This is a genomic window from Bacillus sp. 166amftsu (assembly GCF_900107445.1).
In the GTDB taxonomy this organism is placed as follows: Bacteria; Bacillota; Bacilli; order Bacillales; family Bacillaceae_G; genus Bacillus_A; species Bacillus_A arachidis.
On the sequence record NZ_FNQA01000007.1, the window covers coordinates 1 to 26,245 of the forward strand.

24 protein-coding genes, 2 pseudogenes and 1 riboswitch are annotated in these 26,245 nt (G+C 33.3%); of the genes and pseudogenes, 8 read left to right on the top strand and 18 right to left on the bottom strand.

Annotated features, from left to right (window positions below; translation table 11 throughout):
- Positions 1–774: helix-turn-helix transcriptional regulator (locus BLV40_RS17025; protein ID WP_244525421.1), on the bottom strand; the 774-nt coding region annotated here is incomplete at its 3' end.
- Positions 775–893: 119 nt separating this feature from the next.
- Here BLV40_RS17025 and BLV40_RS17030 point away from each other — a divergent pair.
- Positions 894–1,331, top strand: coding sequence for a hypothetical protein (locus BLV40_RS17030; RefSeq protein ID WP_090692132.1), 438 nt, complete (start codon positions 894–896; stop codon positions 1,329–1,331).
- 201 nt (positions 1,332–1,532) lie between these two features.
- Here the strand turns inward: BLV40_RS17030 and BLV40_RS17035 are convergent, their stop codons facing one another.
- The 5 genes from BLV40_RS17035 to BLV40_RS17055 all read right to left on the bottom strand — a co-directional run bounded on the left by BLV40_RS17035 (position 1,533) and on the right by BLV40_RS17055 (position 4,242).
- Positions 1,533–2,018 carry an NUDIX hydrolase gene (locus BLV40_RS17035; RefSeq protein ID WP_090692133.1) on the bottom strand — a complete coding sequence of 162 codons (486 nt, stop codon included), beginning with the start codon at positions 2,016–2,018 and terminating at the stop codon, positions 1,533–1,535.
- A gap of 165 nt (positions 2,019–2,183) precedes the next feature.
- Positions 2,184–2,744 carry a histidine phosphatase family protein gene (locus BLV40_RS17040; RefSeq protein ID WP_090692136.1) on the bottom strand — a complete coding sequence of 187 codons (561 nt, stop codon included), beginning with the start codon at positions 2,742–2,744 and terminating at the stop codon, positions 2,184–2,186.
- 252 nt (positions 2,745–2,996) lie between these two features.
- Positions 2,997–3,506, bottom strand: coding sequence for a GrpB family protein (locus tag BLV40_RS17045; protein WP_090692139.1), 510 nt, complete (start codon positions 3,504–3,506; stop codon positions 2,997–2,999).
- 233 nt (positions 3,507–3,739) lie between these two features.
- A complete protein-coding gene (locus tag BLV40_RS17050) occupies positions 3,740–4,039 on the bottom strand; it encodes a hypothetical protein (protein ID WP_090692142.1) in 300 nt (99 codons plus the stop codon).
- Positions 4,039–4,242, bottom strand: coding sequence for a helix-turn-helix transcriptional regulator (locus BLV40_RS17055; protein ID WP_026592059.1), 204 nt, complete (start codon positions 4,240–4,242; stop codon positions 4,039–4,041). The genes BLV40_RS17050 and BLV40_RS17055 overlap by 1 nt, the downstream gene beginning before the upstream one ends.
- 602 nt (positions 4,243–4,844) lie before the next feature.
- Here BLV40_RS17055 and BLV40_RS29815 point away from each other — a divergent pair.
- Positions 4,845–4,961 (top strand): annotated as a pseudogene (locus BLV40_RS29815) (protein kinase); the annotation flags it as partial.
- Positions 4,962–5,184: 223 nt separating this feature from the next.
- On the opposite strand, the gene BLV40_RS17065 reads toward BLV40_RS29815, so the two are convergent.
- The 6 genes from BLV40_RS17065 to BLV40_RS17090 form a co-directional block, all read right to left on the bottom strand.
- Entirely contained in the window at positions 5,185–6,003 is an 819-nt protein-coding gene (locus tag BLV40_RS17065; protein WP_090692149.1) for an SDR family NAD(P)-dependent oxidoreductase, read from the bottom strand.
- 287 nt (positions 6,004–6,290) lie between these two features.
- Positions 6,291–6,794, bottom strand: coding sequence for a GNAT family N-acetyltransferase (locus BLV40_RS17070; protein ID WP_002158110.1), 504 nt, complete (start codon positions 6,792–6,794; stop codon positions 6,291–6,293).
- A 637-nt stretch (positions 6,795–7,431) separates the two neighbouring features.
- Positions 7,432–8,286, bottom strand: a complete 855-nt coding sequence (locus BLV40_RS17075; RefSeq protein ID WP_090692153.1) for an alpha/beta fold macrolide esterase — start codon at positions 8,284–8,286, stop codon at positions 7,432–7,434.
- Between the two features lie 409 nt (positions 8,287–8,695).
- Positions 8,696–9,898 carry an ankyrin repeat domain-containing protein gene (locus BLV40_RS17080; protein ID WP_139265560.1) on the bottom strand — a complete coding sequence of 401 codons (1,203 nt, stop codon included), beginning with the start codon at positions 9,896–9,898 and terminating at the stop codon, positions 8,696–8,698.
- An 832-nt stretch (positions 9,899–10,730) separates the two neighbouring features.
- Entirely contained in the window at positions 10,731–12,014 is a 1,284-nt protein-coding gene (locus tag BLV40_RS17085) for an MFS transporter (RefSeq protein WP_090692157.1), read from the bottom strand.
- 344 nt (positions 12,015–12,358) lie between these two features.
- Positions 12,359–12,925 (bottom strand): undecaprenyl-diphosphatase, encoded by a 567-nt coding sequence (locus tag BLV40_RS17090; protein WP_026591693.1) that lies wholly within the window; start codon positions 12,923–12,925, stop codon positions 12,359–12,361.
- 459 nt (positions 12,926–13,384) lie between these two features.
- On the opposite strand from BLV40_RS17090, the gene BLV40_RS17095 reads away from it, so the two are divergent.
- Positions 13,385–13,765, top strand: a complete 381-nt coding sequence (locus BLV40_RS17095; protein ID WP_170833673.1) for a DUF3221 domain-containing protein — start codon at positions 13,385–13,387, stop codon at positions 13,763–13,765.
- A gap of 147 nt (positions 13,766–13,912) precedes the next feature.
- Here the strand turns inward: BLV40_RS17095 and BLV40_RS17100 are convergent, their stop codons facing one another.
- The gene (locus BLV40_RS17100) at positions 13,913–14,509 is read right to left on the bottom strand and encodes a DedA family protein (protein ID WP_026591694.1); all 597 of its coding nucleotides are present in this window, start codon (positions 14,507–14,509) and stop codon (positions 13,913–13,915) included.
- A 481-nt stretch (positions 14,510–14,990) separates the two neighbouring features.
- Between BLV40_RS17100 and BLV40_RS17105 the strand changes: the two genes are divergently transcribed.
- Together BLV40_RS17105 and BLV40_RS17110 are read left to right on the top strand one after the other, a co-directional pair.
- The gene (locus tag BLV40_RS17105; RefSeq protein WP_244525423.1) at positions 14,991–15,293 is read left to right on the top strand and encodes an SMI1/KNR4 family protein; all 303 of its coding nucleotides are present in this window, start codon (positions 14,991–14,993) and stop codon (positions 15,291–15,293) included.
- Between the two features lie 480 nt (positions 15,294–15,773).
- Positions 15,774–16,235 (top strand): hypothetical protein, encoded by a 462-nt coding sequence (locus BLV40_RS17110; protein WP_026591696.1) that lies wholly within the window; start codon positions 15,774–15,776, stop codon positions 16,233–16,235.
- Between the two features lie 44 nt (positions 16,236–16,279).
- Here BLV40_RS17110 and BLV40_RS17115 read toward each other — a convergent pair whose 3' ends face one another.
- Positions 16,280–17,542, bottom strand: a complete 1,263-nt coding sequence (locus BLV40_RS17115) for an MFS transporter (RefSeq protein ID WP_090692165.1) — start codon at positions 17,540–17,542, stop codon at positions 16,280–16,282.
- Positions 17,543–17,957: 415 nt separating this feature from the next.
- A riboswitch (Lysine riboswitch) is annotated at positions 17,958–18,144 on the top strand.
- Positions 18,145–18,373: 229 nt separating this feature from the next.
- Here BLV40_RS17115 and BLV40_RS17125 point away from each other — a divergent pair.
- The 3 genes from BLV40_RS17125 (at position 18,374) to BLV40_RS17135 (ending at position 21,557) form a co-directional block, all read left to right on the top strand.
- Positions 18,374–19,603, top strand: a complete 1,230-nt coding sequence (locus BLV40_RS17125) for an aspartate kinase (protein ID WP_090692168.1) — start codon at positions 18,374–18,376, stop codon at positions 19,601–19,603.
- A gap of 146 nt (positions 19,604–19,749) precedes the next feature.
- Positions 19,750–20,469: a response regulator transcription factor gene (locus tag BLV40_RS17130; protein ID WP_090692172.1), complete on the top strand. Its 720-nt coding sequence runs from the start codon at positions 19,750–19,752 to the stop codon at positions 20,467–20,469.
- Positions 20,466–21,557 carry a sensor histidine kinase gene (locus BLV40_RS17135; RefSeq protein WP_090692175.1) on the top strand — a complete coding sequence of 364 codons (1,092 nt, stop codon included), beginning with the start codon at positions 20,466–20,468 and terminating at the stop codon, positions 21,555–21,557. Before BLV40_RS17130 ends, BLV40_RS17135 begins: the two co-directional genes overlap by 4 nt.
- Positions 21,558–21,679: 122 nt before the next feature.
- On the opposite strand, the gene cyoE is transcribed toward BLV40_RS17135, so the two are convergent.
- The 4 genes and pseudogenes from cyoE to BLV40_RS17155 form a co-directional block, all read right to left on the bottom strand.
- Complete coding sequence (gene cyoE, locus BLV40_RS17140) at positions 21,680–22,597, bottom strand: heme o synthase (protein WP_026591701.1); 918 nt, start codon at positions 22,595–22,597, stop codon at positions 21,680–21,682.
- A 221-nt stretch (positions 22,598–22,818) separates the two neighbouring features.
- Positions 22,819–23,674 (bottom strand): annotated as a pseudogene (locus BLV40_RS17145) (DUF4097 family beta strand repeat-containing protein).
- A gap of 21 nt (positions 23,675–23,695) precedes the next feature.
- Positions 23,696–25,216, bottom strand: a complete 1,521-nt coding sequence (locus BLV40_RS17150; protein WP_090692422.1) for a hypothetical protein — start codon at positions 25,214–25,216, stop codon at positions 23,696–23,698.
- Positions 25,217–25,253: 37 nt separating this feature from the next.
- Positions 25,254–26,144 carry an ABC transporter ATP-binding protein gene (locus BLV40_RS17155; protein ID WP_090692182.1) on the bottom strand — a complete coding sequence of 297 codons (891 nt, stop codon included), beginning with the start codon at positions 26,142–26,144 and terminating at the stop codon, positions 25,254–25,256.
- Positions 26,145–26,245 lie beyond the last annotated feature (101 nt).

Consider the following 26,245-nt stretch of genomic DNA (forward strand, 5'->3'; position numbering starts at 1 on the left):
ATTCTTTGTTATTTTCGCGGTTCCATCCGAATTATATTCCATATTATCTCTTAACCATGATATGCTCTCAGCTTTTCTTTTTCCCTCTTTGCTTAAACTCACTTCGAGCTTTATGGGATTAGATTCATACTCAGAATACAACCATTCTTTAACATTCAAATGGATATTAGTGGAATGAGAGTTAGAATTAATGATTGTTTTTTTAATTCGATCTACTCTGAAAAGCCTTATGCCTCTTCTCATTCTACAGTAAGCAGGACAATACCAATACCCGTTATATACATATAAGCCCGTAGGTTCTATCTCTCTATAGATTTCATCTTCTGTTGTTTCATATAAGATATTTACAGTTTTCTCTTCTATAGATGCATCATAAAGGTCTCTTAGCGTCTTTTTATCTACTTTAATATTCGGTTGCCACATCAAGATTTTGTCTCTAGTATTCTCAATTGCATCGGAAGTTACCTGAGGAATCATATTGAACAGTTTATTTAAAATTACTTCATATGAAGAAGAAAAAGGAGTGGAGCCAACATATTGCATGGCATCTATTGCAAAAAATAAAGCTATTATTTCATCCTCACTAAACCAAATAGGAGGGATCATTTTATTTTTTATTGTACTAAATCCTCCATTTCTACCTCTTTCTGAATAGACTGGAAAGTAAATTTCATTTAGCTCCTGTATACCTCGGAGGATTGTTCTCTCTGAGACTCCTTCGGATTTAGCAAGTTCCTTTGCAGTAATGGAATTATTATTGTTTAATGCCAGCATGATTCTAATGATACGTTTAGTCTTAGACATTTAATCACCTTTTTCAATAAATATGACAAAATCTGTCTTATTTATAGTATAAGCTAATTTTAAACTAAGTGAGGGAGGCTGATGCAAAAATGAATACCATTGAATATATTACTGAAACGAAAGAAGTTTTATTTTCACGTAAAAACTTAAAAAATGAAGAGCTATCTGCGAGATTAATAACTGATTACATTGTAAGTAATGGTATAGTTTACGAGAATATAGGTTCTTGGGTTGATGATGTAGTGAGAATTAAACTTAAAAAGTTGGAGGAAGAAACAACTTACCTAACTCAATCAAAGAAATATAACTTTAGATGTGTTGAATACCGAAAATATGAAGATGACCCATCGCAAAGAGAGGTGCTTCATGTTCTTGAGAAAGAAAGTACTTCTGACTTACTACCTCATCTTTTAATTTTTAATCCTTCTCTACAGGGCAGGCCATTAAAAAGATGTGCATCAGAAATAGATGAAGATCGGGAAATATTTGTTGTATATTATTTAGATGATTGTGAATGTGGAAAATAAAGTCTATGCTAAAAAGCCTATTTTCTCGGTATTGAGAAAAGGCTTTTATTTTTTTAGAACTCACATTTAAAAATAAATGTACATTAGTTCTCCTTAAATTATATATTGATCATTCTCTTTATTTATTATTATTTATTCTACAGCTATAAATTAAAGCCTTAAATTAGTAGCATGTAGTCTACTAAAAAGTAAATTCTTTTCTTAAAGCATTACAGAACCTAATTTTTTATATGTGTACCCTACTAATTTACCATTAGAAATTATACATGCATGCTCATATTTATTTTGATCGTTTAGCAAGATTGGTAAGTATGCTGGTATCATCTCGCCAACTCCTAAGTTCGTATTATCTATAGTCCAAGAAATCTTTTTCCAGTCTAGAATGCCTTCTTCTGTTTTTCTAGGGGTATTATATAAATATGTATTAGGTACTTCAGCAAGAAAAACAAATAAACCACCTGAGTAGGAATTATTAACGTTCCATGTAATAGTTCCTTTATATTCGACCGTATCTAGATTAATACCGGTCTCTTCTTTTATTTCTCGAATTATACATTCCGAAGGAGTCTCTCCATCTTCTATTTTTCCTCCAACCCCATTCCACAACCCTTTTATAGGAGAGTTTTCACGATTTAACATAAGTAATTCATTGTTTTTTTTGATAAAACATAAAGTTTGTTTATACATATAAATCCCCCTTAAGAATATACAATTAGCAATTATTACTTGAGATATTTTATAACAAATACTACTACGTATTTGTTTGCGGTTATTCCAACTCTCGATGTATTGAAATAACGCTAAGTACTCATTTAATATAAAAAGATAAAATAATATCAGAATCTAAAATATCTAAAATTTTATTTTTGTAACAGAAATTAAATGATAACCATTAAAAGTTAACTTATAGGTATCTGGTTTTTCTGTAGATTTCCAAAAAGTGTATCCAAATGAATTATCAAAATAATTCATTATACAAGTCATAATATTACCATGAGTACCAATAGCTACATTTTTAAAAGCTGGATTTTCAATAATTTTAAATATTATCGGTAGTGATCTACATTGTGCTTCTCTAACAGTTTCTCCTCCTTCTAAACGAAAATCTAAATCTTCAAATGATTTTTTTATTGCAAGTTCAATTTCATTTTCTGGCAATTTATAATTCCCTTTAAGTGTTCTTTCTCTTAAATCTTCTTTAACAATGATTTTTGAGGGGTCAATTAATCCTTCTAATGTTTGTAAGGAACGAGTATAGGGACTGGATAATACCGTATCAAAAGAGATATCTTGTAATGAGTTTACAAGTTTTGTCGCAGACTCTCTCCCTTCTTTGGAAAGTGGTCGTTTTCGTTCTTGTCCATAAATAAATGGAGAATGTGCATGTCGAATAAAATAAATATTTGTTTCCAAACTTGACACCTCTCATTAAAAAGTTGTTATTTTTATGATAAACAGAATTTAGAGAAAAATAAATCTATTATGTATAGAGATAATAAAGTCGTTTAATTATATTCTTAAAAATAAAGTAACCATTTATCTGTACGCTGATGGATGGTTACTAAAAATGTTTAAAAGGTTAGCTTTTCTTTCGCTTTACGATTTTTTAAGAATATTAAAGTTGTTTAATTTCGGAAGGCGAATAGTTACACATAGCCTCCTTTTTTAATTATTTATTTTAGCCAATATAGATTTAACAAAGTTTGTTTTATCATCTGCATATTTATGTTTATCATTGGGATTAGCCTGTGAAAGTTGAATCTTTAACTGTTCATACTCAATCCGAGCAGTTTTATTATTTTTTAAGTAATCTCTAAAACACAATTGTTCAATTAAATATTTATTACCCTTTTCATACATATGAATTTGATGTGTTCTCAGTTCTCCCTTATTAAAATAATATCTTTCAGGTAATACATCTTTTCTATACCTATAATTTAACTGTTCTAACTTAGCAATACATTTCACACCATTTTCAAAATTCTTTAATTCAATCGCAATATCAATAATAGGTTTTGCACTCAAGTGTGGAATAGAAGTACTTCCAATATGGTGTATTGCCAAAATGTATTCTCCAATTTGTTTTTCAATCAATTGTTTCTCTTTTGAAAATTCGATTTCCCATTCCTCAGTCCAAGGAACTAAAAAAACTTCGCTATGGGGTAACCCTAACATTTGATTAACCCCTCCTGCATACAGCCCTTTTTTACGAACATAATATCGAAATATTCTTTTTTTATTATATAGCATACAAATAAAAAGATGGTGTGAAATTCCAATTCATACCATCTTTTTAAATAACTATTTTAATTTTTAAAGGACTTTATTATTTTTTTAACAACTTTAATATTTGTGTACAGTTTGCTCGATAGCGATGGGACGTAATTCCTATATCTAGTAAACCGTTTTTATACTTTCCGAACCATAGCCAAATAAATGGATGATGCTATACTTTGAATAAAAAACACAAGCATTACATAATAAATAAAATATTCCTTATCTATTAACTTAAATATTGCTACTAATGCTACTCCAATTAATATACCAACCGTTAGAACCGTATAAGATAGTGACTTAATTTTAAAGATGAACATTTGTCCTCTCTCATCTTGTGACTCCATCCGACGTTCAAACGTAATTTTGTAAATTTCTGCAATGAACACTAATACTACCAACACACAAATTACAATCGTAGCAATATTAACCATCATTCATCCTCCTCATATTTAAATACATCAGTTATTTCTTTCTCAAGCGAATTAGCAATTTTGAAAGCTAAAATCAAAGAAGGGTTATATTTATTTTTTTCTAAAGCTACTATAGTTTGTCGACTGACACCAACTGCATCTGCTAATTGTTGTTGCGTCCATCTTTTTTCAGCTCTTCCTACCGCTATATTATTTTCGAGCATGTCATTCCTCTCTTCTATTACACAGTTATCTCAACTCAATAGTAATATATTTTTTACAAAAAGTAAAGAATATATTACTATAAACTGAATAACACATTATATGTTTAACTGAAAAAACGTGAAAATTATAAGATGTTACATTTATTTGGGATAAAAACTACGAATTCTTTGCACTAAAGATTATTTTGGCTAGAAACCTTGTTGCAGTTTTAGTAATTTGTTTTTGTTGTATCTTGAAGTGTCCCAAAAACAAAAAGTTTGTACATTTTCATCTGGAGATGTCAATTTTTTCGTTTTGGGGGTATTTGTAATTCTTAGCTTGATAGCAATGTGGTGCTACCCCTAGTAATTCTAATTCTTTAATTGTTTCACACCAAACACTTATAAGGCTAACCGCTAAAATATCTTTTTTACATGACTTTTGAGAAGTATATTCTTGCACAAAAAAAGCATAAACCTGCATTTTATGCAAAGTTATGCTTTCTGTTATATTAAAAGGGAAGCTTGCTTTTTTCTTATTCCCCCTTTTCGAGGGGATGGGCAAAAACACCCATTTTGATTAAAATATTGTATTTATAAGAAAATGAAAAGTTAAAAAAACGTACTGGAATAAAGAGGAATTAACCGAAGAACAAGTACGAATAATGAACCTTTATAGAATAAGGATTGAAAATAATCATTCCTTTCTTAACATAAAATCACAGTTGTTATTGAAATAAGATATTTTGGTTCATCTTTTTCAAATTGATATGACTTTTTATATACTGTGCAGCTTAATTTCAAATCAACACATGCAAGGATGAAAATAAAGAAAGCGAGTGGAGAGCATGTTTTACTTTGCATAACAGCTACTTATATGTTGAAAAATCAAAATAGATATACATATAAAAAAAACGCCTTTCCTCCCTGTATTTCTACAAAAAAGAATAGCGTGTTTTTTTATTAATTCATGCGAGCTTTTCTACTTACTTGACAAACGAATCTCATCAATTTTCTATGAACTGATGGAAACAAAGTAAAAATAATATCCATTGTTCTTCGCATTGACATTGGACAAATAATTGGCTTATTTTTATGAATACCATTGATGGTAATTTTCGCAAGTTGCTGTGGAGACATCATTTTTTGTTTTTTCAATTGTTCTGTCATCACAGATTTATCAATATGAACTGCTTTTGCGGTATCAAAAATAGGAGTATCAACAAATGCCGGACATAATGCACTTACTTTAATCCCATATTCTTCTGCTTCATAATGTAAAGATGTCGTTAAACCTACAACCGCATGTTTCGTTGTAGAATAAGCTGAGGATATAGGAGAGGGACCAAGTCCTGCTGCTGATGCTGTATTCACAATATGGCCAAATCCTTGATCTTTCATAAGATTATACCCAACTTGAGTTCCGTAAATGACTCCCCACAAATTAATATTCATGATTTCTTTCCAGTCTTCAATCGACATATCATAAAATTCGCCATACATAGCAATACCAGCATTATTAAAGAGATAATCTAATCTACCAAACTCTTTATATATATCCGTAATTGTTCGCTCCACACTTTCAAAATGTGTAACATCTAAGTACACATACCTAGAATTGATTCCAGTTTCGTTTAGCTCAGTCTCTACAATTTTTCCTTCTACTTTATTAATATCTGCGATAATGACAAAGACATTACGAGATACTAATTCGCTACAAAGCGCCTGGCCTATCCCCGATGCACCACCCGTTACTATAGAAACTTTCCTACCTTCCCCCATCATAATTCCTCCTTCATGCACCCTATCTTATACAAAATTAATTGCTACTACCTAATGCCTGTTATATAAGAGTCGATCTATATATAGTCGACGCATATTCGGCTGCAACAATTCTAGCACCTGTGCTATTAAAGTGCACGCCATCCTTTCCTATGAGTCTACAGAAAGAATAGCGTATTTTTTCATTTTAGGGGGTATTTTTTTTATTAGGTTGATAGCGATGTGGATTCTCCCCTAAACTAATGACCTTTTCTCCTTTTCCATAGTTTCGAATTAGGTCGGGATCTCTAAAAATCGCGTACGTTCCAAACAATCTCACCGCGCTCGTCCCACGTACTGTGATGTCGATTAAATCCTATTTTTTCCAGAACTCGAAGGGACGCAACATTCCAAGCGCCCACAGTCGACCAAAGTCTGTGACGCCCGGTAGCAATCGCAGCGTCCAGCACAACGGATGCTGCCTCGGTCGCATATCCTTTACCATGAACACTGCGGAACAACTCGTATGCGATCTCAGGCTCTTCAAGGGTGGAACGGCCGATAATCAAGCCACAGTACCCGATGAAATCGCCTTCGTCTCGCCTACGGATAGTGAGAAGAGAAATGCCATTTTCAGCCGCTTTCTTGCGCATCTCAATAAGATAGCTACGAACGGAGTCAAGGGTTGGCATGTCCACACCACGTTCGCCAATTAATTTTCTAAACCAGGCTGAATCGGATTCCTCCCACATACTCAGGTCAAGTCGTTCAGTTTTCAGATGGAACGCCATAGGTTTAAATAAAGCTGTCATAGTGGAAACCTCCTAATTATGTCACTGCACTCATAATAGCTTCGCAGCTCATCACCACATCAGGTTGGAAACCTGGTTGATTCGCGAATCTATTTTCCAAATCTCGAGAGAGTTTATAGCTACTGTATACAAAAAATTAGTTTTATTTTATGCATAAGCAAGTTCCCTACAAAATAGACCTTTTTATCAAACTCTTTTACTAATTATCAATCTTTATTATAAATTATCAAACTTTATTTTAAATCTACATTGCCGTCAGGTTAAGCTCATGCAACATCGATTATAGGAAAGGGTATTTCTTTTTTATAACGCCCCCTAACAAAAAAAATTATACAGTTCACCTCGGGAGGTCAATTCTCTCGTTTTGGGGTATTTGCTTTTCTTAGCTTGATAGTGATGGGGTACCGCCAGCATTTTGAAAAAAAACCACGCTAAGCAAAAAATTAAATAAGGCCATCCATTTGGACAGCCCATTTACATAATTATCGTTATTGGAAGGAAATATCAATTACTAGGCATTAATATTCTTTAACTGAGTAACAGTTCCAAAACTGATTTTTATATAGAAAAAAGGGGTACAAATTCAATTGTAACCCTTTTTCCAAGTGTTTTTTGTTTTATATGATTCCTATAATGATTACAGGGCTGAAGTATGGTTCGAAATAGCGTTAATTATATCATTCCAATCGTCAAAGTGAATCTCGTGACCCGATCCTTCTAGGGTTAGTAAGAAAGCGTTTGGAATTTCATTAACAAGGGCAAGGCCATGCTCGTATGGAAGCACTGTATCTTCTGTACCATGGATAACCAAAGTAGGTATATTAATTCCTTTCAACTTTCCCTCATAAGAATCATCGCCTTTAAGAAGAGCGTGATTAAACATACTGAGTAGATTATTTGCTCGTTTTATTTCTTTTTCTACTTGCTTATAAGCTCTCTTTTCATCGAATTTATGCTTTGAACCACAGAGTAAAGCTGATCCTGTAACCAAGTAATTTGCAACAGATTCTTCATCCGACCAATTTAGTGTGGCTCCATTAGCGTGATAAGCGAGTATCGTCTCATCCATCGGAGGCAAATTCCGATTGTTGTCATCAGAACCAAAAATACTTGATGCAATCAAAGTTATACTTAGCACTCTCTGAGGATGCTTTAAGGCTACAATTTGAGCGATCATTCCACCCAATGACATTCCAACAATATGTGCCTCGTCAATATGATATGCATCAAGTATCCCAACGGCATCATCAGCCATATCTACCACAGTATAATGGGAACTCCCTGGCTCATAAGTAGTTGACCGTCCGACATCCCTATTATCATAACGAATAATATATCGGCCTGTATCAGCTAATTGTTGACAAAATTCTTCATCCCAATAAACCATTGAACACATGGCTCCCATAATCAGTAGGACTGCTGGATTTGCTGGATTGCCAAAGCTCTCTGTACATATATCAATTCCATTAACTTTATTAATCTTTTTATTCATGATTAACTCCTCATTTCATTCGTATTTAGTTAATAAAAAAAGACACGCTCAAATAAACCTGCACGTTTTGAAAAAAAGCCAGACATAATGAATTGTGTTTAAAATTAACGTAAACGAATGAACTTGATAATCATGTTAAACACTCTCCTATAAAAAATGGATAAGGGTTTTACCCTCCTTGTGATTATAACATACTTGAAGAAAAGACGATGTATATGATATTCAAACCTAGTTAACATAACGTCTCATTATCAGCAGTAACCAAATCCTAGAAAGCCATTCATTCTCCACTATCTTAAAATACAATCTTTGACATTCACTAAAATCCTTAATGTAAGCACCTAGAATTTCAATATATACATTAACAACTTCACTTAACTCAAAATGTTATTGTCTCTTTCATTCTTTCTTACACATTCAAACTCAACAAGTTGGTTATTTCTTCATGTCCAAGCCGTTTAGCCGTTTCAATAGGTGTTTCTTTTAATTCCTCATTATGTGGCATACTATATAATGTTGCTTTCGCATGCAAGTTAGGCTTATATTTTAGTAATACTCGAACAACTTCAATAAACCCTTGTTTACATGCAATATGTAATGGTGTAATTTGGCTTTGTCCTAAACTATTAATATTCGCTCCATTTTCTAATAACAACGCAACCATCTCTGGCCTATTACGATTACAAGCAAGGCTTAGTGCACTCCTTTTGTATTTATCAACTATCTCCAGGTCAAGTCCTTTATCAATTAAAACCTTTGCTCCTGCCACATTGTCCCCTTCAACTGCGTAGTGCAATGCTGAATATTTCCAACTTGTAACGGCATTTATATTGTTAACACGTTCTAGTATATATTCCATAATCTCTTTATTACCAGAACCGCTAATCAAATGAAGTGGCATTTCCTTTCTGACCATTACTTCATTTACATCTTCACCTTTATGAATAAAATATTTTACTGTTTCCATGTCACCTTTCATACATGCAAGTGCAAAAGGTGTTTGACCATGATATTTAACTTTTACATCTGCACCAGCTTCAACTAATAATTTCACAATTTCCACGTTACCATTTAAACAAGCAATGTGAAGTGGTGTCTTTTTATCAGGTCCTTTCTTATTTAAGATTGTTTGTTTACAATCCTTTAGTTTTTCTTTTACCGCGTTTATGTCATTCCTCATGCAAGCATAGTTTAATGTTTTCTTAAACTTCTCAGCCTTTATAGCCTGTTCTAGTTGGGATTTGCAAAAATCAGAGCTTGGCTCGATATTATAATGGATATATTCAAGCCACAGTAGGGCAGAACTACATTCTAAAATTGGATTTAAATCCTCAAAGTAATCAACTAAATATGTACTATCTGTGTGAGTAGCTAAAACAAACGCCGTCCATGTTACTTCATCATTATCACGAACTTGTTGAATATAATCCATCACTTCATCAGATGGGAGATCATCTGGATCATGGCGTATTACACCATCAGCTTCATAATGATAATAGTGATACGTTGTGACAATACCATCATAAAATGCAAATAACATCGATTTCTCGGCTAGATTTGGCATTTGCTTTAACATAATTTCAACAAGTTTTTCTATATATTTGTTTTTCAATTATTTCTCCTCCAAGAATATCAGCTGATTTATAACTTTTTCCTTGCTTGTATTTCCGAATATGAAATCAAACCGAGCAACTTCTAATTCCTTTGTTGTTTATGGTAAAGTTCATTCTCTAAATCACTTAGATTCCCAATCAAACTGTCATACATCTTGATGCGTATTCATTTTTCTCTATCGTTATTCTATGTCTCTAAAATTCAATCAACTAAATCACACTCTAATGTTATTTCATCATAAAATTTTTTTGTAAGTTGTTTTAGTTCTCTACTCCAAACATTTGGATACTACTTTAATTTAAACTATAACTTTACTTCTGTTGCTCCGCATACTTACAGGAAAATTATAACACAACCCTAAATATTAATTTCTAAATTTACTTACTTTTCAAAGTAAATCACCCCTTATAAAAGTACAACGTATGCACAAAACGAACAAACTGATACAAATAAAAAACAGAAATTGTAATTCTACAAAAAATAGAATTACAATTTCTGTTTATATCAAAATCTTTATTACAAAAGAAACTTTTAAAACAACTCCATACTCCCTATACAGCAATCAACTATATTCATTCCTGAATTCTCATTATGTGCTTAAATCTTTGCAAACACTAAACATTACATTACTAATATGATTGCAGACAAGCCCTCCAATAAAATACAACTTTAAGGGCTTCATCCCCTACTAAGCTATAAAAAGTAGACTTACTTCTTACAATTTTTTAAGATTCATGTTGTGTAATAACCTCTTTATGTTCTTTTAGTAAATATCTATCCACCTCTTTTTTACCGTCATCACAAACAAATAAACAACACTTTCAAGACTTCTATTTCATTTCATGTTCTCTATTTTTTCGAGACCAAATCACAACAGGAATAAACAACAAGGCTAAAGCTCCTCCAGCTAATGATAATGCTGCATAACTTGAATTTGCTACCACCATGCCTGACATCGCTCCCCCAGAGGCACCTGCCAGCGCAATAAAAACATCTACTTTCCCTTGTGTCTTTGCACGCGTTAAAGGTTCTGTTGCATCAACAATTTGAGCAGTCCCACTTATTAATCCAAGGTTCCATCCTAATCCAAGTAAAGACAAAGCAATAATCAGGAGTATTAAAGAATCGCTCGGTGCAATGGCAGCTACCACACCCGCACTAAGTAGTATAACCCCGGCAGCAATACTCATTGCCATTCGACCAATCTTATCAACAAGGATTCCTGTAACAAGTGACGGAAGGTACATCGCTCCTACGTGAAATCCAATAACAAGACCCACTTCACTTAATCCATGCCCATGGTGCTCCATATGTACAGGAGTCATCGTCATAATGGCAACCATAACAATTTGAGTAAGTATCATAACGAGGGCCCCAACTGTAACACCCCTTTTATTTGCTATCGGTTTGTTAACTCTCGTATGCCCTTTATTTGTATGTTCCTGTTTATATGTTTCTATCATGTTCGCTATTATTAATGGATCTGGACGAAGCATAACGAAAAGTACGAGACCTGCTAATAAAAATGCAGCTGCTGATAATATGAACGGACCAGCAAGTTCAGGAATACCAAGAGAAAGAGCGAAACTCCCCATTGTGCCTACTAAATTTGGTCCCGCAACTGCACCAAATGTCGTCATAACCATTGTAATACTAATAGCCGTTGCCCTTTGCTTCGTATTGGCCAAATCCGTACCAGCATAACGAGCTTGTAAATTTGTTGCTGTACCTGCACCATATATGAGCAGGGAAGCAAGTAAGAGAATAATACTATTTGTTAAAGCGGCAATCACGACACCAATAGCCCCAAGCCCACCTACCATAAATCCTGTCGCAAGCCCGATCCGGCGCCCATAACGTTGAGATAGCCTTCCTACTATTAACGCTGCTCCTGCAGATCCCATTGTAAACATGGCTGCTGGCAATCCTGCGAATGCATCGGTTCCAAGCATTTGCTGCGCAAGAAGTGCACCTACAGTAATACCAGCAGCTAATCCTGCGCCACCAAACATTTGTGAAATACTTACGATTACCAATGTTCTTTTATATAGCTTTTGTTGTTCTTCTACTGTATACATTTGATTCCTTATTGAATTCTCAGCTGTATCAAGCATCTTCTCACCCTCTTTATGAAAAATTCTCTCTTTTTTAAATGTACTATGATTAATGTTTCATATTCAATAACATTTCTATCTGTTCGTTTAGTTCTAAAAGGGAAAAAGGTGTCCCAACGCCTTGAGTGAGGGCTATTTTTTTGATGCACAAATATTTTTTATTTATAAAAGTTTAGCTTTTTATAGTTTTCATCCATACCTAAAAGCCCCCTATTTAATTAGAGGGCTATCAGTCTTTTAATCTTATAAAACACACTTTGTAAAAAAAATCGTGTAACTATGCTTCTGTTTTTATCTATTCTCTTATGCACATGTTAGCAATCATCCAACCGATTCGACTCTTTTCAGCTAGTTTTCCCTTGAAAAATAGGTTTCGCAATTAATGTAGCGATAGGACGTATTTTAAATACAACATACTGTGTAAATAATGCTATCAATACCCCATGTACAATTCCTGCAATTACATCAAGTGGATAATGTACTCCTACCCATACTCTCGAAAAAGCTACACCAAGCGCTAAGAAAAAACAAGTATATTTAAATCGATAAGCAGATAGCAATAGTGTAGCTGCAATTACAACAGCTGATGTTGCATGATCACTTGGAAAAGAAGAATTGGCAGCATGCTCTACGAGTTGTGTGATGTTATGTGAAACAAAAGGACGATCTCTATAAATAAATAACTCAATAAATCTATTTATGGAATACGCTAAAGTAAACGCAACAATCGATTGAAAAGCCATTATTCGAAAGTTAGGTTTATTCTTTATCCATAACAAGATGAGTAATAACACGAAAGCATATTGTACATATTCTGCAAATATAATCATTACATTATCTATTAATGGATATTCCTGTACTTTACTATTTATAAAGTTGAACCATTCGTAATCTAAATCTTTAAAATTCATTACATAATCTCCTTTAATACTTTAGTTCACGCTACATTTTAACAAACTCTACCTTATTAAATGGTTTCTCATAGGGTTCTAATAAATTCTTATTATATTCTTTATTGTTTTCCACCTACAAATCATAATCTATTCAATTTTAATAAGACTACTAACAATGTACTATCTTATTTTGTGACATTAACATTACATTTTTGTAAGGTTCTTTTTTTCGTTTTAATAGTCTAACTTATGTAAAGTGTTTATAGGAAAAGATTTAATGTAAACAATTACGCTAAAATTCACATCAGTTTTAATAAGTTATCATTTAGTTTTTTCTACCAATAGGATCTGTTATAATTTTCCTTATTATAAAAAATCTTTATTTTACATCCTTTATAGTATGTGAAATTATCTATGCTTTTAATAAATTCTTAATTTTATTGGGGATTGATACTTAAATGTATGGAGGTAGACATTTTGAGGAAATTTCTTTTCTTGTTAATACTTGTATTTTTAGTTGTCGTAGTTTTAAAAGAGGGGAATGGTGATCCATTGATGAGTGTTAACAAAGATATCAATACTCATCAAGATTCTTATCAAGCGCAAGGATATGTTGTCTTTAAAGATAAAAAGGTTTATTTTATTGACGAAAAGGAGATAAAGGACTCAAATATTATAGGATATTTAGAGCAATCATCGAGGGAAGAACATCCTTCTGCTTCTATCCTAAGTTTTAATGATTCAGATGCTGTTAAGTTTTTAAAAACAGGAGATAAAATTCAAATATGGGTTAGTGAACTTTTGGAATCCTATCCAGGTCGTTATACTGTAACGAAATATGAAAAAATAGGGGGATAAAAACCAGGGGATTATTACCTTTTACAAAAATACACTATAATAGCTATTGTTGAAAATAAAGGGAATGAAAAAGTGAGTTTTCTTCATCCCTACTGATTATTAGCCCTCACCTATCAAGCTTTGACTGCCCGCGAATAGCGGGATAACTTACTTTCTATCTTTTTTGAAGCGAAAATATACAAAAATCAAACCCGCAAGAATAACTAGCACAATTAAAAGAATAAGTCCATAACGGTGGACATAATGCTCTACCAGACGCCATTTTTCTCCTAACTCAAATCCTAGCTTGATAAAGGTAAAACTCCATAATAATGCTCCCGAATACGCATAAAGGCAAAATGTCGAAAATCGATAACGAGAAATCCCAGCTAAATAAGCAGTAACATGGCGAACTCCAGGAATAAAATAACCTATAAATAATAAGGCAGGACCTATTTTTTGAAACAAAATCTGTGTCCGATTTATTTTATTTTCTGTAATATGTATTTTCGGACCAAATTTCTTTAAGAATGGAATCCCAAGTTTTATTCCTAACCAATAGCTAATAGTAATACCGATTGACGAACCGATACATGCACTTAATAATGCAAGCAGAAATTTCATTTCTCCTTTATGTACATAGTATCCTACAAATGTTAATATCGTTTCATCTGGTATTGGTAACCCAATAATTCCACCAACTAAAGCAATAATAATCCCGAAATATCCAAAATGCGAAATGAGATAATGTAATTGTTGTTCTATTTGTAATCACCATCCATACCAATTGCGAACTGGTGTCTCAATCATCGAGACACTTTTAAACAAAAAACATTATATACCTCCTAATATTATTCCAATAAACCCCATTAAAATTCTAATCGTATAACTTACTTCCGTAAAATAAAGTGAAGCTTCCATCAGTGGAAGTCTTCACTTCTTCACTAATGGTTAGCCAAACGAATCGAGCCTTTACGGGATAAAATGTGGCACTAGACTTTTTCTATATTTTCAAAATGAAATTGTATTGATTTTTCTTTTTTATCCAATATAGTTAATTTACATAGAAATTTTGTATTGTGCTAATGATAGCCTCAACTCCATTGTGTTTATCTCTAGAACTAGTAATATAACAGATAAATAAGCGAGTCACATAAGATTTTTGGTTTATAAGAAAGATCAAAGTTAACAACACAGATAAATTTATAATATTTAGCTACACAAAATACGTTTGGAGTGTGTACATATGGTATACAAAGATATTATTAAAAAGATTCATGATGCACCAACTGAATATGATTTTAGTACATTAACTGATTCCATTATTGAGGAAGAATCCATGCTTAACGGTGTACCCCAAGATTATATTTCCTTCTTACAGGAAGTGGGCTATGGATCTGTTTCTAATTCCTATTTTATGTTCTACGGAGGACTTATTGAAGCAGATGAAATATATGATGTAGATGACAATCCAGAACTGAAAAATGTTTTATTATTTGGTGATAACTTTGCCGGTGATGCTATAGGCTTTCGTATAACCAATAACTAGGAAATTATTGAGGTTTGGCATGAAGACTTATCAATTGTACCAAGAGAGGAAAAGAACTTTACAGAATTGGTTCAAAACATATTTTCGAAAGAACTTTAAGCTAGTATTTACTTGATATAAAAACAGAAAAACATTCCACTAGTGCAGCTGCGGAATGTTTTTCTCTAATTAAACTTACTTTCTAACCTTTATTCATTAAAACCTTTCTTCTTTTACTAACCCATGAATCCCCTTCAAATTTGTAAAATGTAACCAATTCATTTCATATTCTTTAAAACATTTAAATACTAAAAGACTGTGCAGAAAAATTCTACACAATCTTTTGGGCGCTGATATATCTATTTCCATTCACAAACGAAAAAAGAATGCAATACCACTTTTCTATAATTGTTCAATCAAATATGCGTGCATAACTCCTTTCCAAGTAGCAAATGCTAACAAAATCAAAACAATCAGCTATAGCAAATTGGAGAATGATACATGAAAAGAAAAATATTATTCTTACTTACTTTCATATGTTTTGCAGTTCCACTTCAAACTAGCGCCTTCACTTTTGCAGAACTACCTGTTACATCAAAATCTAAGCAGTGGTATATTAAAGTTGATAAGGCTAAGAATCCTCAAGCACTTCAGTCAAAAGAAGATACGTTTCATACATACAGCTTACTTGTAAAGAATGTCGGAAAAGACGTATCTAATGTATCAGTTGAAATACGTCACAATAACCCAAAATCAAAAGCTGCTTTCAAGCCTTTCAACAAATCTGATATGAGCGTTTCATATAGCCAAACTAGTTTTACAAAAATGAAATTCCCATTATATGAAGACGCTAACTCATTTGACGTAGTGATTAGCTGGGAGGAAAATCAATTTAGTTATAACGGTCACCCAGAAAAAGCAGAAAAGCAATTTACACAAACATTTGTATTTCATGAAGAATAAGCTCTGCCGCTTAGCAGAGCTTACTTATTTTTTGTAAACGTAAATTAATCAAATTGACGAATACTCGGAACAAGTAGTGCGATTACCACTACGACAATTGCTGCGATAGCTAAAATCGTAATCGTCACCGTACCACCAATTATATTCGCCACCCAACCGACAACTACATACCCTAACGGTAATAATGCAAAAGACCCTAACATATCCAGACTTGCTACCCTTCCGAATGCTTCTTCTGGTACAAGTTCTTGCAAACTCGTTTCCCATATTAAACCGAAAATCATAATCCCAAACCCTTCTAATGCCATTAACCCTACTAATCCTGGCGCCCATGAAACGAAAGACATTAGTAAAAGTGACATCCCGCTAATGAGGACACCCCCATAGGCAAGCAATCCTCGTTTATGCCATCTATGTCTCCCGCCAAAAATAAGAGCTGCCACAACAGCCCCCGCTCCAGAACATGCCATTCCAATCCCATAGACAAATGGTTCAAACTGATGATGTACATTAAATAGCCAAGGGATTAATACAACGATAATTCCTGCGTGGCAAATATTAATAAATGAAAATGCTAAAATTGTAATCCAAAGCCATGGATGGCTTTTTAATACAACAATCCCTTCTGTAAAATCTTTTTTGAAATTCATTTTTTGATTTGTTTGTTCCTGTACTTTTTTAGCTGTTACATCTTTTAAAAACAATAAACAAATAAAAGACAACAAATAAGTCAATGCATCTAAACCAAACCCAATTCCCGCTGAGGCAACCGAAACAATAAGACCACCAAGCGCTGGACCTATTAAACGAACACCTTGATTACTCATTTGTGTTAATGCGTTAGCCGCATTCCGAATTTCCGGTACAAAGACCCTTGCTCTCACTGCTGCATATGCCGGTTGAAATAACCCATCCATTAGTCCATATGTTGCCACTAGAACATATAAAATCGTGATTGTTAAAGTATCTGTAAACATAAGCACCGCAAGGGTTATCATCAATATGCATCGAACAATATCGGTAAGTAACATTAGCTTAACTCGATTTATACGATCAACGATTAACCCCGAAAACGGTAAGACAAGAATATTCGGTAGCATATACATAGCCATCGTCGTTCCCATAACAACTGTTGATCCAGTCAATGTATATACGACTACTGGAAGAATTACCATTGTAATAGAACTTCCTAGAACGGAAAGAAGTTGCCCGATCCATAAGAAAGTAAAATGGCGTGATTTTGTAACAGGCAACAATAAATTACTTACATAACTCCCCTTATTTTCTGTTTGCACCTCTCCTTGCATATGTATCCCCTTCCCTTAAACATCTTCCTTCTTTTTCCTTTTATTATACATTTAATTTTCCTTTTTTTCTAATAATTAAGTCTTTAGATATGTAAACTACTAATATTTCGATTTATACTAAATTCAATTCATAAAATATACTATACAGAACTACACTGTATAATTGATATAGGGACAATAAAACAACTATATAGAACCACTATCACCCCTTGCCTCCCAATAGTTTCCAACATATTTCTAATCATCTACTTACACCGAACAATTCAATTATGCCAGTATACATAAACCATATAACCGAAAATAAATATACTTAATTTTCAAAATATTATTAAAGCACTTGATTTCCTAAAATATTTTAATTATTATAAAACAAATGTTACCAAATAACTTCATAAACCAAACACTCTCGCCCAAAACGTGAGATAGAGGTTGCAGTGCTTATAAGTATTCTAGAGGAGACACAGAGATGTCAATGAGTTTAGAAGAAAGGAAGTATTGCCGAAATTGATAAATTTCTCTGCATTTATCAATTGGGGCTGTTTTCGAATAGAAACAGAACTGTCATATATACAGACGTGTATATATGAAGAGCTATCTACAAAAAAGAGATATCATGCTTTATATGATATTCTTTTTTGGCGGTTTTTTTATTAGCTCCTTTTTCTGTTTCCCTTTTCCTGTAACAGCACCATCCTCACTTATTTGAGATGGTGTTTTTTTGTTTTTCTTTCCGGTAACTACAGGAATATTTAGGGACTTATACATCTCTTTTATATGTTTTTACACCTTTCCTGATCAATTAATAAAAATGGATGAAAGAAGGAATTTGTAATGGAAACGATTGTTCAAAAATTCGGTGGTACTTCTGTTGGAAGTATTCAGCGCATTCAACATGTAGCAAATTTAATTATTGAAGAATATGAACGAGGACACGGTGTTGTTACAGTTGTCTCTGCAATGGGAAAAAGTACAGATGAACTCGTTGCACTTGCTACCGCTATTACCGAAAATCCGAGTAAACGTGAAATGGATATGCTTTTAACAACTGGTGAACAAGTTACCATTTCTTTATTAACAATTGCACTGCAAGCAAAAGGGTACGACGCTATTTCACTAACTGGTTGGCAAGCTGGTATTACTACAGAATCTGTACATAGTAGCGCACGGATTACTGATATTAATACAGAACGTATTCAATCACATCTACAAGAAGGAACAATTGTAATTGTCGCTGGTTTTCAAGGACGAAGCGAAGAAAACGAAATTACAACACTTGGCCGCGGTGGTTCTGATACAACTGCTGTTGCATTAGCAGCTGCGCTGAAAGCGAAAAAATGCGATATTTACACAGACGTAACAGGTGTATACACGTCTGATCCACGAGTTATAAAAGACGCATATAAATTAGATGAAATTTCTTATGATGAAATGTTAGAACTCGCAAATCTCGGAGCTGGTGTACTCCATCCACGTGCTGTTGAATTCGCAAAAAATCATAATGTAATTTTAGAAGTTCGTTCAAGTATGGAACAAGAAAACGGAACAATTGTAAGGGGAGAATGTAACATGGAACAACAATCGATCGTTAAGGGTATTGCATTTGAAGATAATATTACACGCGTAACAATTAAAGGATTAGAACAAGGATCGCTTTCAACTGTTTTCTCTACATTAGCTAAAACCCATATTAATGTTGATATTATTATTCAAAGTATTACAAATGAAGGTACTGTTCATTTGTCTTTCTCAATTCACTCAAATGACTTACGAGAAACATTAGAAGTATTAGAACAAAATCAAGAAGCACTTCACTATGAGTCTGTAGAATATGAAAATCATCTAGCTAAAGTATCAATTGTTGGATCTGGTATGGTATCTAATCCAGGTGTTGCTGCTAGTATGTTCTCTACATTAAAGAATGAAAATATTCATATTAAAATGGTAAGTACATCTGAAATTAAAGTATCTGTTGTCATTGATCGCCTTAATTTAGTAGATGGTGTAGAAGCACTTCATCAATCATTTATGGCAAAAATTGAACCTATGGTACAAATGAATTAATTTAATTATCAAAATAACAACAAGGAATATTTCTTTGTTGTTATTTTTTCATCTAGCAAAATAGTATTATGTTACACTATTACATGTGAAATATTTTCCAAATATCTTTCTAACAGATTCGAAAAACATGTAAAGGTGGATCCATAATGAGAACAGAAAAAATCCTTTTAGTTAATGATGAACAAGGCATATTAGATATGTTAGTACTTACACTAAAGAAAGAGAACTTCACGCATATAACAACAGCTATAAATGGAGCCGAAACGTTGAACCTCATTAAAGGCCGTCCATTTGATATCATCTTACTCGATGTGATGCTACCCGATATAGACGGATTTGAACTATGTAGACAAATCCGCAATTACACAAATACTCCTATTTTATTTGTAACAGCCCGCTCTAGCGATTTAGATAAATTAACAGGACTAGGAATTGGCGGGGATGATTACATAACGAAACCATTTAATCCTTTAGAAGTTGCTGCCCGAATCAATGTCCAATTACGTAGACAAAATATGATACAAGAACATCGCCATGAAGAAAATTTGAAGCTACATTTTGAATCCTTTTCTCTATATCCAAGCGAGGGACTGATAACAGTAAACGGTGAACCTGTCCATTGCACTGCTAAAGAACTAGAATTACTTACATTCTTATGCACACATCCAAATCGAATTTTTACTGCTGAACAATTGTACGAACAAGTATGGGGACTGACTTCCATAGGTGATGATAAAACAGTAGTAATGCATATTTCCAAATTACGTAAAAAAATAGAAGCAGATCCTAAATCCCCTATATACATTGTAAATTTGAGAGGAATTGGCTATAAATTTATCCCGCATACTAAGGAGCAACAAAAATGAAAATTGGTTTCAGGCTAGGCTTTCATTTTATTCGTAGTTTATGTATCGGTACTTTTTTTATGGGTATTTTTATGGCTATTTTTATGGAAGGCATACTACCTCTTATCGGAATAAACAAAGATAACAAAGACACAGAAGCTCTTATTGTTTTTTGCCTCTTTGTATGTACTCTTATTTTGGGCGCTATTTTGTATGGATGGCATATCGGCAAACCTTTATTTCGAATGATTTCTTGGATTAACCAACTAGCAGAAGGTTCTTACGTGATACCAGAAAGTACAAAACAAATGTACAAGAAAAAAACAAGGAAGTTAAAAGGACCTTATCGCTTATATAAAGACGTCTTTCTAAATATAGAACATTTAACAAATAGATTACGAGAAATAGAGAATGAACGGGAACAGCTTGAGAAAATGAAACGGGAATGGATGGCAGGAATCTCTCATGATCTCAAAACGCCACTTACCTATATTACAGGATACAGCGCACTTATGCTATCGCCAGATCATACTTGGAGCCAAGAAGAAAAAGAGAAGTTCTTGCAAGAAATTCAGCAAAAAGGAAATCATATGAAAGAATTAATTGAAGACTTAAATCTCTCTTTCCGTCTTCAAGATTCACAGATTCCTTTAAAAAAAGAGGAAGTAAATATTGTTGAATTTACCAGAAGATTAATAGCTGACATAACAAATGACCCACGCTCTCAGCACTATCATTTTAGTTTTCAAGCAGATGAAACAAACATAATAATTCCGATTGATACAAAATTATTCCACCGTTCTTTACAAAACTTGTTTATGAACGCCATTTTACACAATCCTGCTGAAACAAAAATCCATACCTCTATTCTATTACAAGAAGATATACATATTACAATAGAAGATACAGGTGCCGGTATGGATGAACTAACCGTTCAAAACTTATTTAAACAATATTATCGCGGAACAACCACAAATGTTTCAAGCGAGGGCACAGGTCTCGGAATGACAATTGCTCATAAAATTATAACAGCACATAGTGGAACGATTCATGTAACGAGTGAAATCGGTAAAGGCTCAAAAATTCATATTATACTCTCAAACCGATAGTCTTATTGTAAGGGCATTATTAAAGTGAAATGTTTTCAATCCTATATAAACACAACAAAAAACAATTTCCCCTTTTATACAGGAGAAATTGTTTTTTTTACACTTTGCAGATTAACCTATTCTCAACTTCCGAAAAAGACGCCTATTAGAGAATAAATAATAATGGTTGAAAATAAAATCGTCATATGGAACAACGAAAAAATAAACAATGATTTTGCCCACTTCTCTGAATCCATTTTTTTATAGCCGTAAATACTTAATGCAAGCCATACAATACTTAAAAGAAGTGACACTAACATTAGACCAATGCTTAACGAACCTAAAAGAACACTGATAATAATTAAAATCATTAAATACACATTCGTTTGTATATATGTTCTTTTAATCCCTTTTACTACTGGAAGCATTGGAACATTTGCAGCTTTATACTCCTCATGTTTACGAATTGCTATCGCATAAAAATGAGGCATTTGCCAAATAATCATAATGATAAAAAGACCAATAATAGCTGGATGTGTGATATCCGGATACATAGCGGCCCAGCCGATGAGTGGCGGCATTGCTCCCGAAACACTTCCGATTTCCGTGTTATAAATTGTTCTTCTTTTGCTCCACATTGTATACGGTACGACGTACAAAAACAACCCTAAAAATCCTAATAACGCTGCTAAATATGTAGTTAGCGCAAGAAATACTAAACCAGAAATCGTCATTAATATCCCAAGCCATAACACAGCTTTAGGACTAATTTCTCCCGTTACAGTCGGTCTACTTTTAGTTCGCTCCATAATCGAATCGATATCACGATCATACAAATTGTTAAAAGCTCCTGCTGCTCCTATTATTAAAATCGAGCCAATCATAGCAAATATAATTTCCGGAATTTTTTCAAGCGGGCTCATTTTATATTTATATAAAGCCAACGTTAACCCAGCAAACATCGGGACCAAATTTGATTTAATAATCCCGGTTTTAACCGTTTGGGCTAAAATATCCGATAACTGTCGTTTCGAATTTGTTAATTCTTTTTTCCTTCCCATGACACCCTGTACTCCTTTTCATTAGACGTTTCTACAATGTATATAGTATTAATATACTCCCCGGTATATTAATACTATATGATATACATGTCAAGAAAAAGAGAGTATACCGCACACTGGTGACGGTTAATCTATGAGAATGCGAAAACCCTGAAATAAACACAACTAAAAAGAGATTTATACAGTAAAAACACATTCTAAAGCAGAGTGAAAGACCTCATTCAGAATATATTTTTTATAACCAAACTTTTTAAAAGCTGTTTCATACTCTCGCTACTTATCACGCTTTAACTCAATCGTTCCTGTCATAGACTGCACTATTAACTTTGTATCATTCTCTTTTCCAGTTCCTATACGACCTTTTACTTTATGATTGTCTCCTTTTTCAGCAGTTGAGGGTGAAAATTCATTTTTTATTTGACCCGCACGCGTCGACAGGTCAATCTCTAGATTTTCCGGCTCTTTCTTAAAGTCAATATTTATATTAGATGATTCGGTTTTTATTTTACTTTCATTTTTTAAATTTGAAGCACCGGATACATTCACCACTCCCGTATCGTTTTGAATATCAAACTTTCCTTCTACTCCCCTTAACGTAATCCCCCCTGATTTAGAAATGCCTTTTATATTGCCACCTTTATAATTTTTTATTGTTATATCACTTGAATCACTATACAAATCCAATTGTTTCGATGCTATATTCTCTCCTACTACTTCTCCTGATTCTGTTTTAACATTTATTTTTTTATATGTTTTTTCAGGAAGATATACATGTACAGTAGCTGTTTTCAAGTTCAAAATAGCCGATGAATTCTCTGTGATAATCTCTAATCTCTCTCCTTCTTCTTTTACCTTTGTATCTTTCACCTCTCCTATATTAACTTTAATATTTTTGTCTGTTGTAGAATGAAGTTTAATATTTTCTCCTACTGTTTTTATATAAATTTCATTTATATTTTTCGCAGTAAATTTTTTGGATACAGACGCTTCATTCGCTTTTGTATCACAGGCTACTAAACATAGAATCATTACACTTATAAAGGAAAACATATAGATTTTCCCTTTGATCATCCTCATTCCCTCACTCCCCTTGCATACTTATTTGAATATTAACCGTAACCTTCCCACTTGCTGTAACTGTCCGATTAGTGCGATACATAGTAATAAAATAGATAACGTACTATACAAAAACACATATGATGTTGATATTCCTAAGAAATCTACATAGGGGAGATGATTTACTGGTCCTACATACCATAAAATTATATACAATACTTCAAACAGTTTACGTGTCCTAGCCCATATCCCAAGTGCCAATGCTACTGTTGGAATGAATACTATACCGATAAGCCAAGAAAGCAAAAATGAACTATCTTCAATTAATATTAACTGAATGATTATACCACTAGAGATGATAAACCCTACTATAATCCCTGAAATCCACGTCGCAAAAAACTTATACAAAGGAGAACAACTTGAATAAATAATTTGATTTGTCCTATAAAACCATTCTCTAGTTGCCATTTGTGACCAAATTGCAATTGGCCAAATTATAATAATAGGTAGCCATCCTTTTGATATATCTACCGGACATATCAATCCAAATGCTATAAGCCCAATCGCAATTACATACCACCAAATTGTAAAGCCTTTTAACATAATCGATAGCTCCGCTTTAATTAAACGAAACATACTAATGTTCTTTGTTTTCATTATAGAAGTGAATGTAAAAGAATTATGATTTTGTTCATTCATAGCGATCGTTTCCTTATTCTCCTCAAACTCGCTTACCTTTCCCTTCACTTCAGTAAATGTACAGAATCTATTAAACACAAAGGACGTTAGCCAAATTAATAACATCGCTATTCCAATCCAAACTAAACTTGTTACAAGTATTTCTACATCCCAAGTCAATCCATCCCAGTGAAATATTTTAATCTTTCCCTCTACTGGGTTATACCCAAATCCTCCACCATTTGTTCCTCTTAAAAATTCATATTCTCTCATTGCATCATGTATCATATCAGAACGAATGATTCCTAAACCAAATACATCTAAATAACGATTCGGCATTTCAAACGACACAATCGCTAATAACACCCACAAGAAAAAGAACACAATATTACCTACTACGCCTTTTAAACCAGGAAACACATCAAAAAAGGTTGTGAATGCCGCTAGAAGCAATAACGAAGGAAATACAATATAAAAGAGTGGATATAAATAACCACCTAATTGAAACAAAAGATCTTCCCCACGTATAAATTGCATTACCATAAAAGCAATGATAAATACCATCTCAATGGCCACTAAAACAATAAAATTAGAAATCGTTTTTCTAAAAATATATTGGAATTTGCTTATAGGTGAAGCTGCAATCAATTGCCCTACTCCTAACTGTTGATCGTCTGAAATTTGGCTTCTTAACATATAAAAACCAAACAGCCAAATAAATAAAGTTGAAGTCATTGCTCCCATACCGCCAAGCCAATTTGAATTATATATCCCTCTCACTCCACCAAGATAAAATATTTCATAGCCTGCTGAAGCTGCCGGCACACAAGTATACCCCAAAAAAATCGTTAATCCATTTACAATTAAAAATGGATAACTTCTCATTTGTCTAATTAAATTGTTTTTAATGAAATAAAATAGATTATATACATTGTTCAATTTTATGCCCTCCTTTCGAAGAAATATAATATAAGTAAGCATCTTCAAGAGAGGATGCGATTATATGTGCTTTAGCACTAGGGGCATTGCTGGAAACGATGCGCGCATGAATTCCATCACTCCGGTGAATTGCGCTGCTTACTATATATTTCTTTTGAACATTATGTAACTCGGAAGCTGGTATAACCCATTCCCATACTTTCCCCTCCACATGCTTTAATAGCTGTTCAGGACGCATATGGGCTAATACATTCCCTTTTGATAATAAAGCTATATCACTCGCAATCGATTCAATATCCGTTACAATATGCGTCGATAAAATAACGATTCTATCCGTAGAAAGAGTAGATAATAAATTTCTAAACCGAATTCGTTCTTCAGGATCCAATCCAACTGTTGGCTCATCTACAATCAATAATTTCGGATCATTTAATAACGCCTGTGCAATTCCAACCCTTTGCCGCATTCCACCTGAATAGCCGCCTAATAATCGTTTCCGGTCATTCATTAAGTTCAGCGCTTCAAGCAGTTCATTGATACGCTTTTTTGAAGAGCTCATTGATAAACCTTTCATGGCTGCTATATACTCTAAAAACTCGATTGCGTTCATATTTGGATATACACCAAAGTCTTGTGGTAAATATCCGAGTTGTGAACGTAACAATTTCGGTTTCTTTTGAATATTTTCCCCATCCCATATCACACTGCCATTCGTCGGTTGTTCAATTGTTGCTAAAATCCGTATAAGTGTAGACTTCCCCGCACCGTTTGGTCCTAAAAGTCCTAATACCCCAGGCTTTAAATGTAAACTACAATCATTCAACGCTACTTTCCCAACGTATTTCTTTGTTACGTGATCAATTATTAACTCCATCACATTCCCTCCTCATCTTATAAAGTGAAACTTTAATAAGTGATTTTTTCTTCATCCTTCACTTATTATCAACTCCCACCAATCGGGCTTTTACAGGTAGT

Bases quoted from the DNA above. Each gene is read 5' to 3' on its own strand.
- BLV40_RS17090 (WP_026591693.1), bottom strand. From the start codon at position 12,925: ATGAATTTTAAAGATTTAGATTACGAATGGTTCAACTTTATAAATAGT.
- BLV40_RS17085 (WP_090692157.1), bottom strand. From the start codon at position 12,014: ATGCTTGATACAGCTGAGAATTCAATAAGGAATCAAATGTATACAGTA.
- BLV40_RS17110 (WP_026591696.1), top strand. From the start codon at position 15,774: ATGAAAAGAAAAATATTATTCTTACTTACTTTCATATGTTTTGCAGTT.
- BLV40_RS17045 (WP_090692139.1), bottom strand. From the start codon at position 3,506: ATGTTAGGGTTACCCCATAGCGAAGTTTTTTTAGTTCCTTGGACTGAG.
- BLV40_RS17150 (WP_090692422.1), bottom strand. From the start codon at position 25,216: ATGAGAAGTTATCCATTTTTAATTGTAAATGGATTAACGATTTTTTTG.
- BLV40_RS17055 (WP_026592059.1), bottom strand. From the start codon at position 4,242: ATGCTCGAAAATAATATAGCGGTAGGAAGAGCTGAAAAAAGATGGACG.
- BLV40_RS17050 (WP_090692142.1), bottom strand. From the start codon at position 4,039: ATGGTTAATATTGCTACGATTGTAATTTGTGTGTTGGTAGTATTAGTG.
- cyoE (WP_026591701.1), bottom strand. From the start codon at position 22,597: ATGGGAAGGAAAAAAGAATTAACAAATTCGAAACGACAGTTATCGGAT.
- BLV40_RS17125 (WP_090692168.1), top strand. From the start codon at position 18,374: ATGGAAACGATTGTTCAAAAATTCGGTGGTACTTCTGTTGGAAGTATT.
- BLV40_RS17155 (WP_090692182.1), bottom strand. From the start codon at position 26,144: ATGGAGTTAATAATTGATCACGTAACAAAGAAATACGTTGGGAAAGTA.
- BLV40_RS17030 (WP_090692132.1), top strand. From the start codon at position 894: ATGAATACCATTGAATATATTACTGAAACGAAAGAAGTTTTATTTTCA.
- BLV40_RS17075 (WP_090692153.1), bottom strand. From the start codon at position 8,286: ATGAATAAAAAGATTAATAAAGTTAATGGAATTGATATATGTACAGAG.
- BLV40_RS17065 (WP_090692149.1), bottom strand. From the start codon at position 6,003: ATGGGGGAAGGTAGGAAAGTTTCTATAGTAACGGGTGGTGCATCGGGG.
- BLV40_RS17035 (WP_090692133.1), bottom strand. From the start codon at position 2,018: ATGTATAAACAAACTTTATGTTTTATCAAAAAAAACAATGAATTACTT.
- BLV40_RS17105 (WP_244525423.1), top strand. From the start codon at position 14,991: ATGGTATACAAAGATATTATTAAAAAGATTCATGATGCACCAACTGAA.
- BLV40_RS17115 (WP_090692165.1), bottom strand. From the start codon at position 17,542: ATGCAAGGAGAGGTGCAAACAGAAAATAAGGGGAGTTATGTAAGTAAT.
- BLV40_RS17070 (WP_002158110.1), bottom strand. From the start codon at position 6,794: ATGACAGCTTTATTTAAACCTATGGCGTTCCATCTGAAAACTGAACGA.
- BLV40_RS17135 (WP_090692175.1), top strand. From the start codon at position 20,466: ATGAAAATTGGTTTCAGGCTAGGCTTTCATTTTATTCGTAGTTTATGT.
- BLV40_RS17130 (WP_090692172.1), top strand. From the start codon at position 19,750: ATGAGAACAGAAAAAATCCTTTTAGTTAATGATGAACAAGGCATATTA.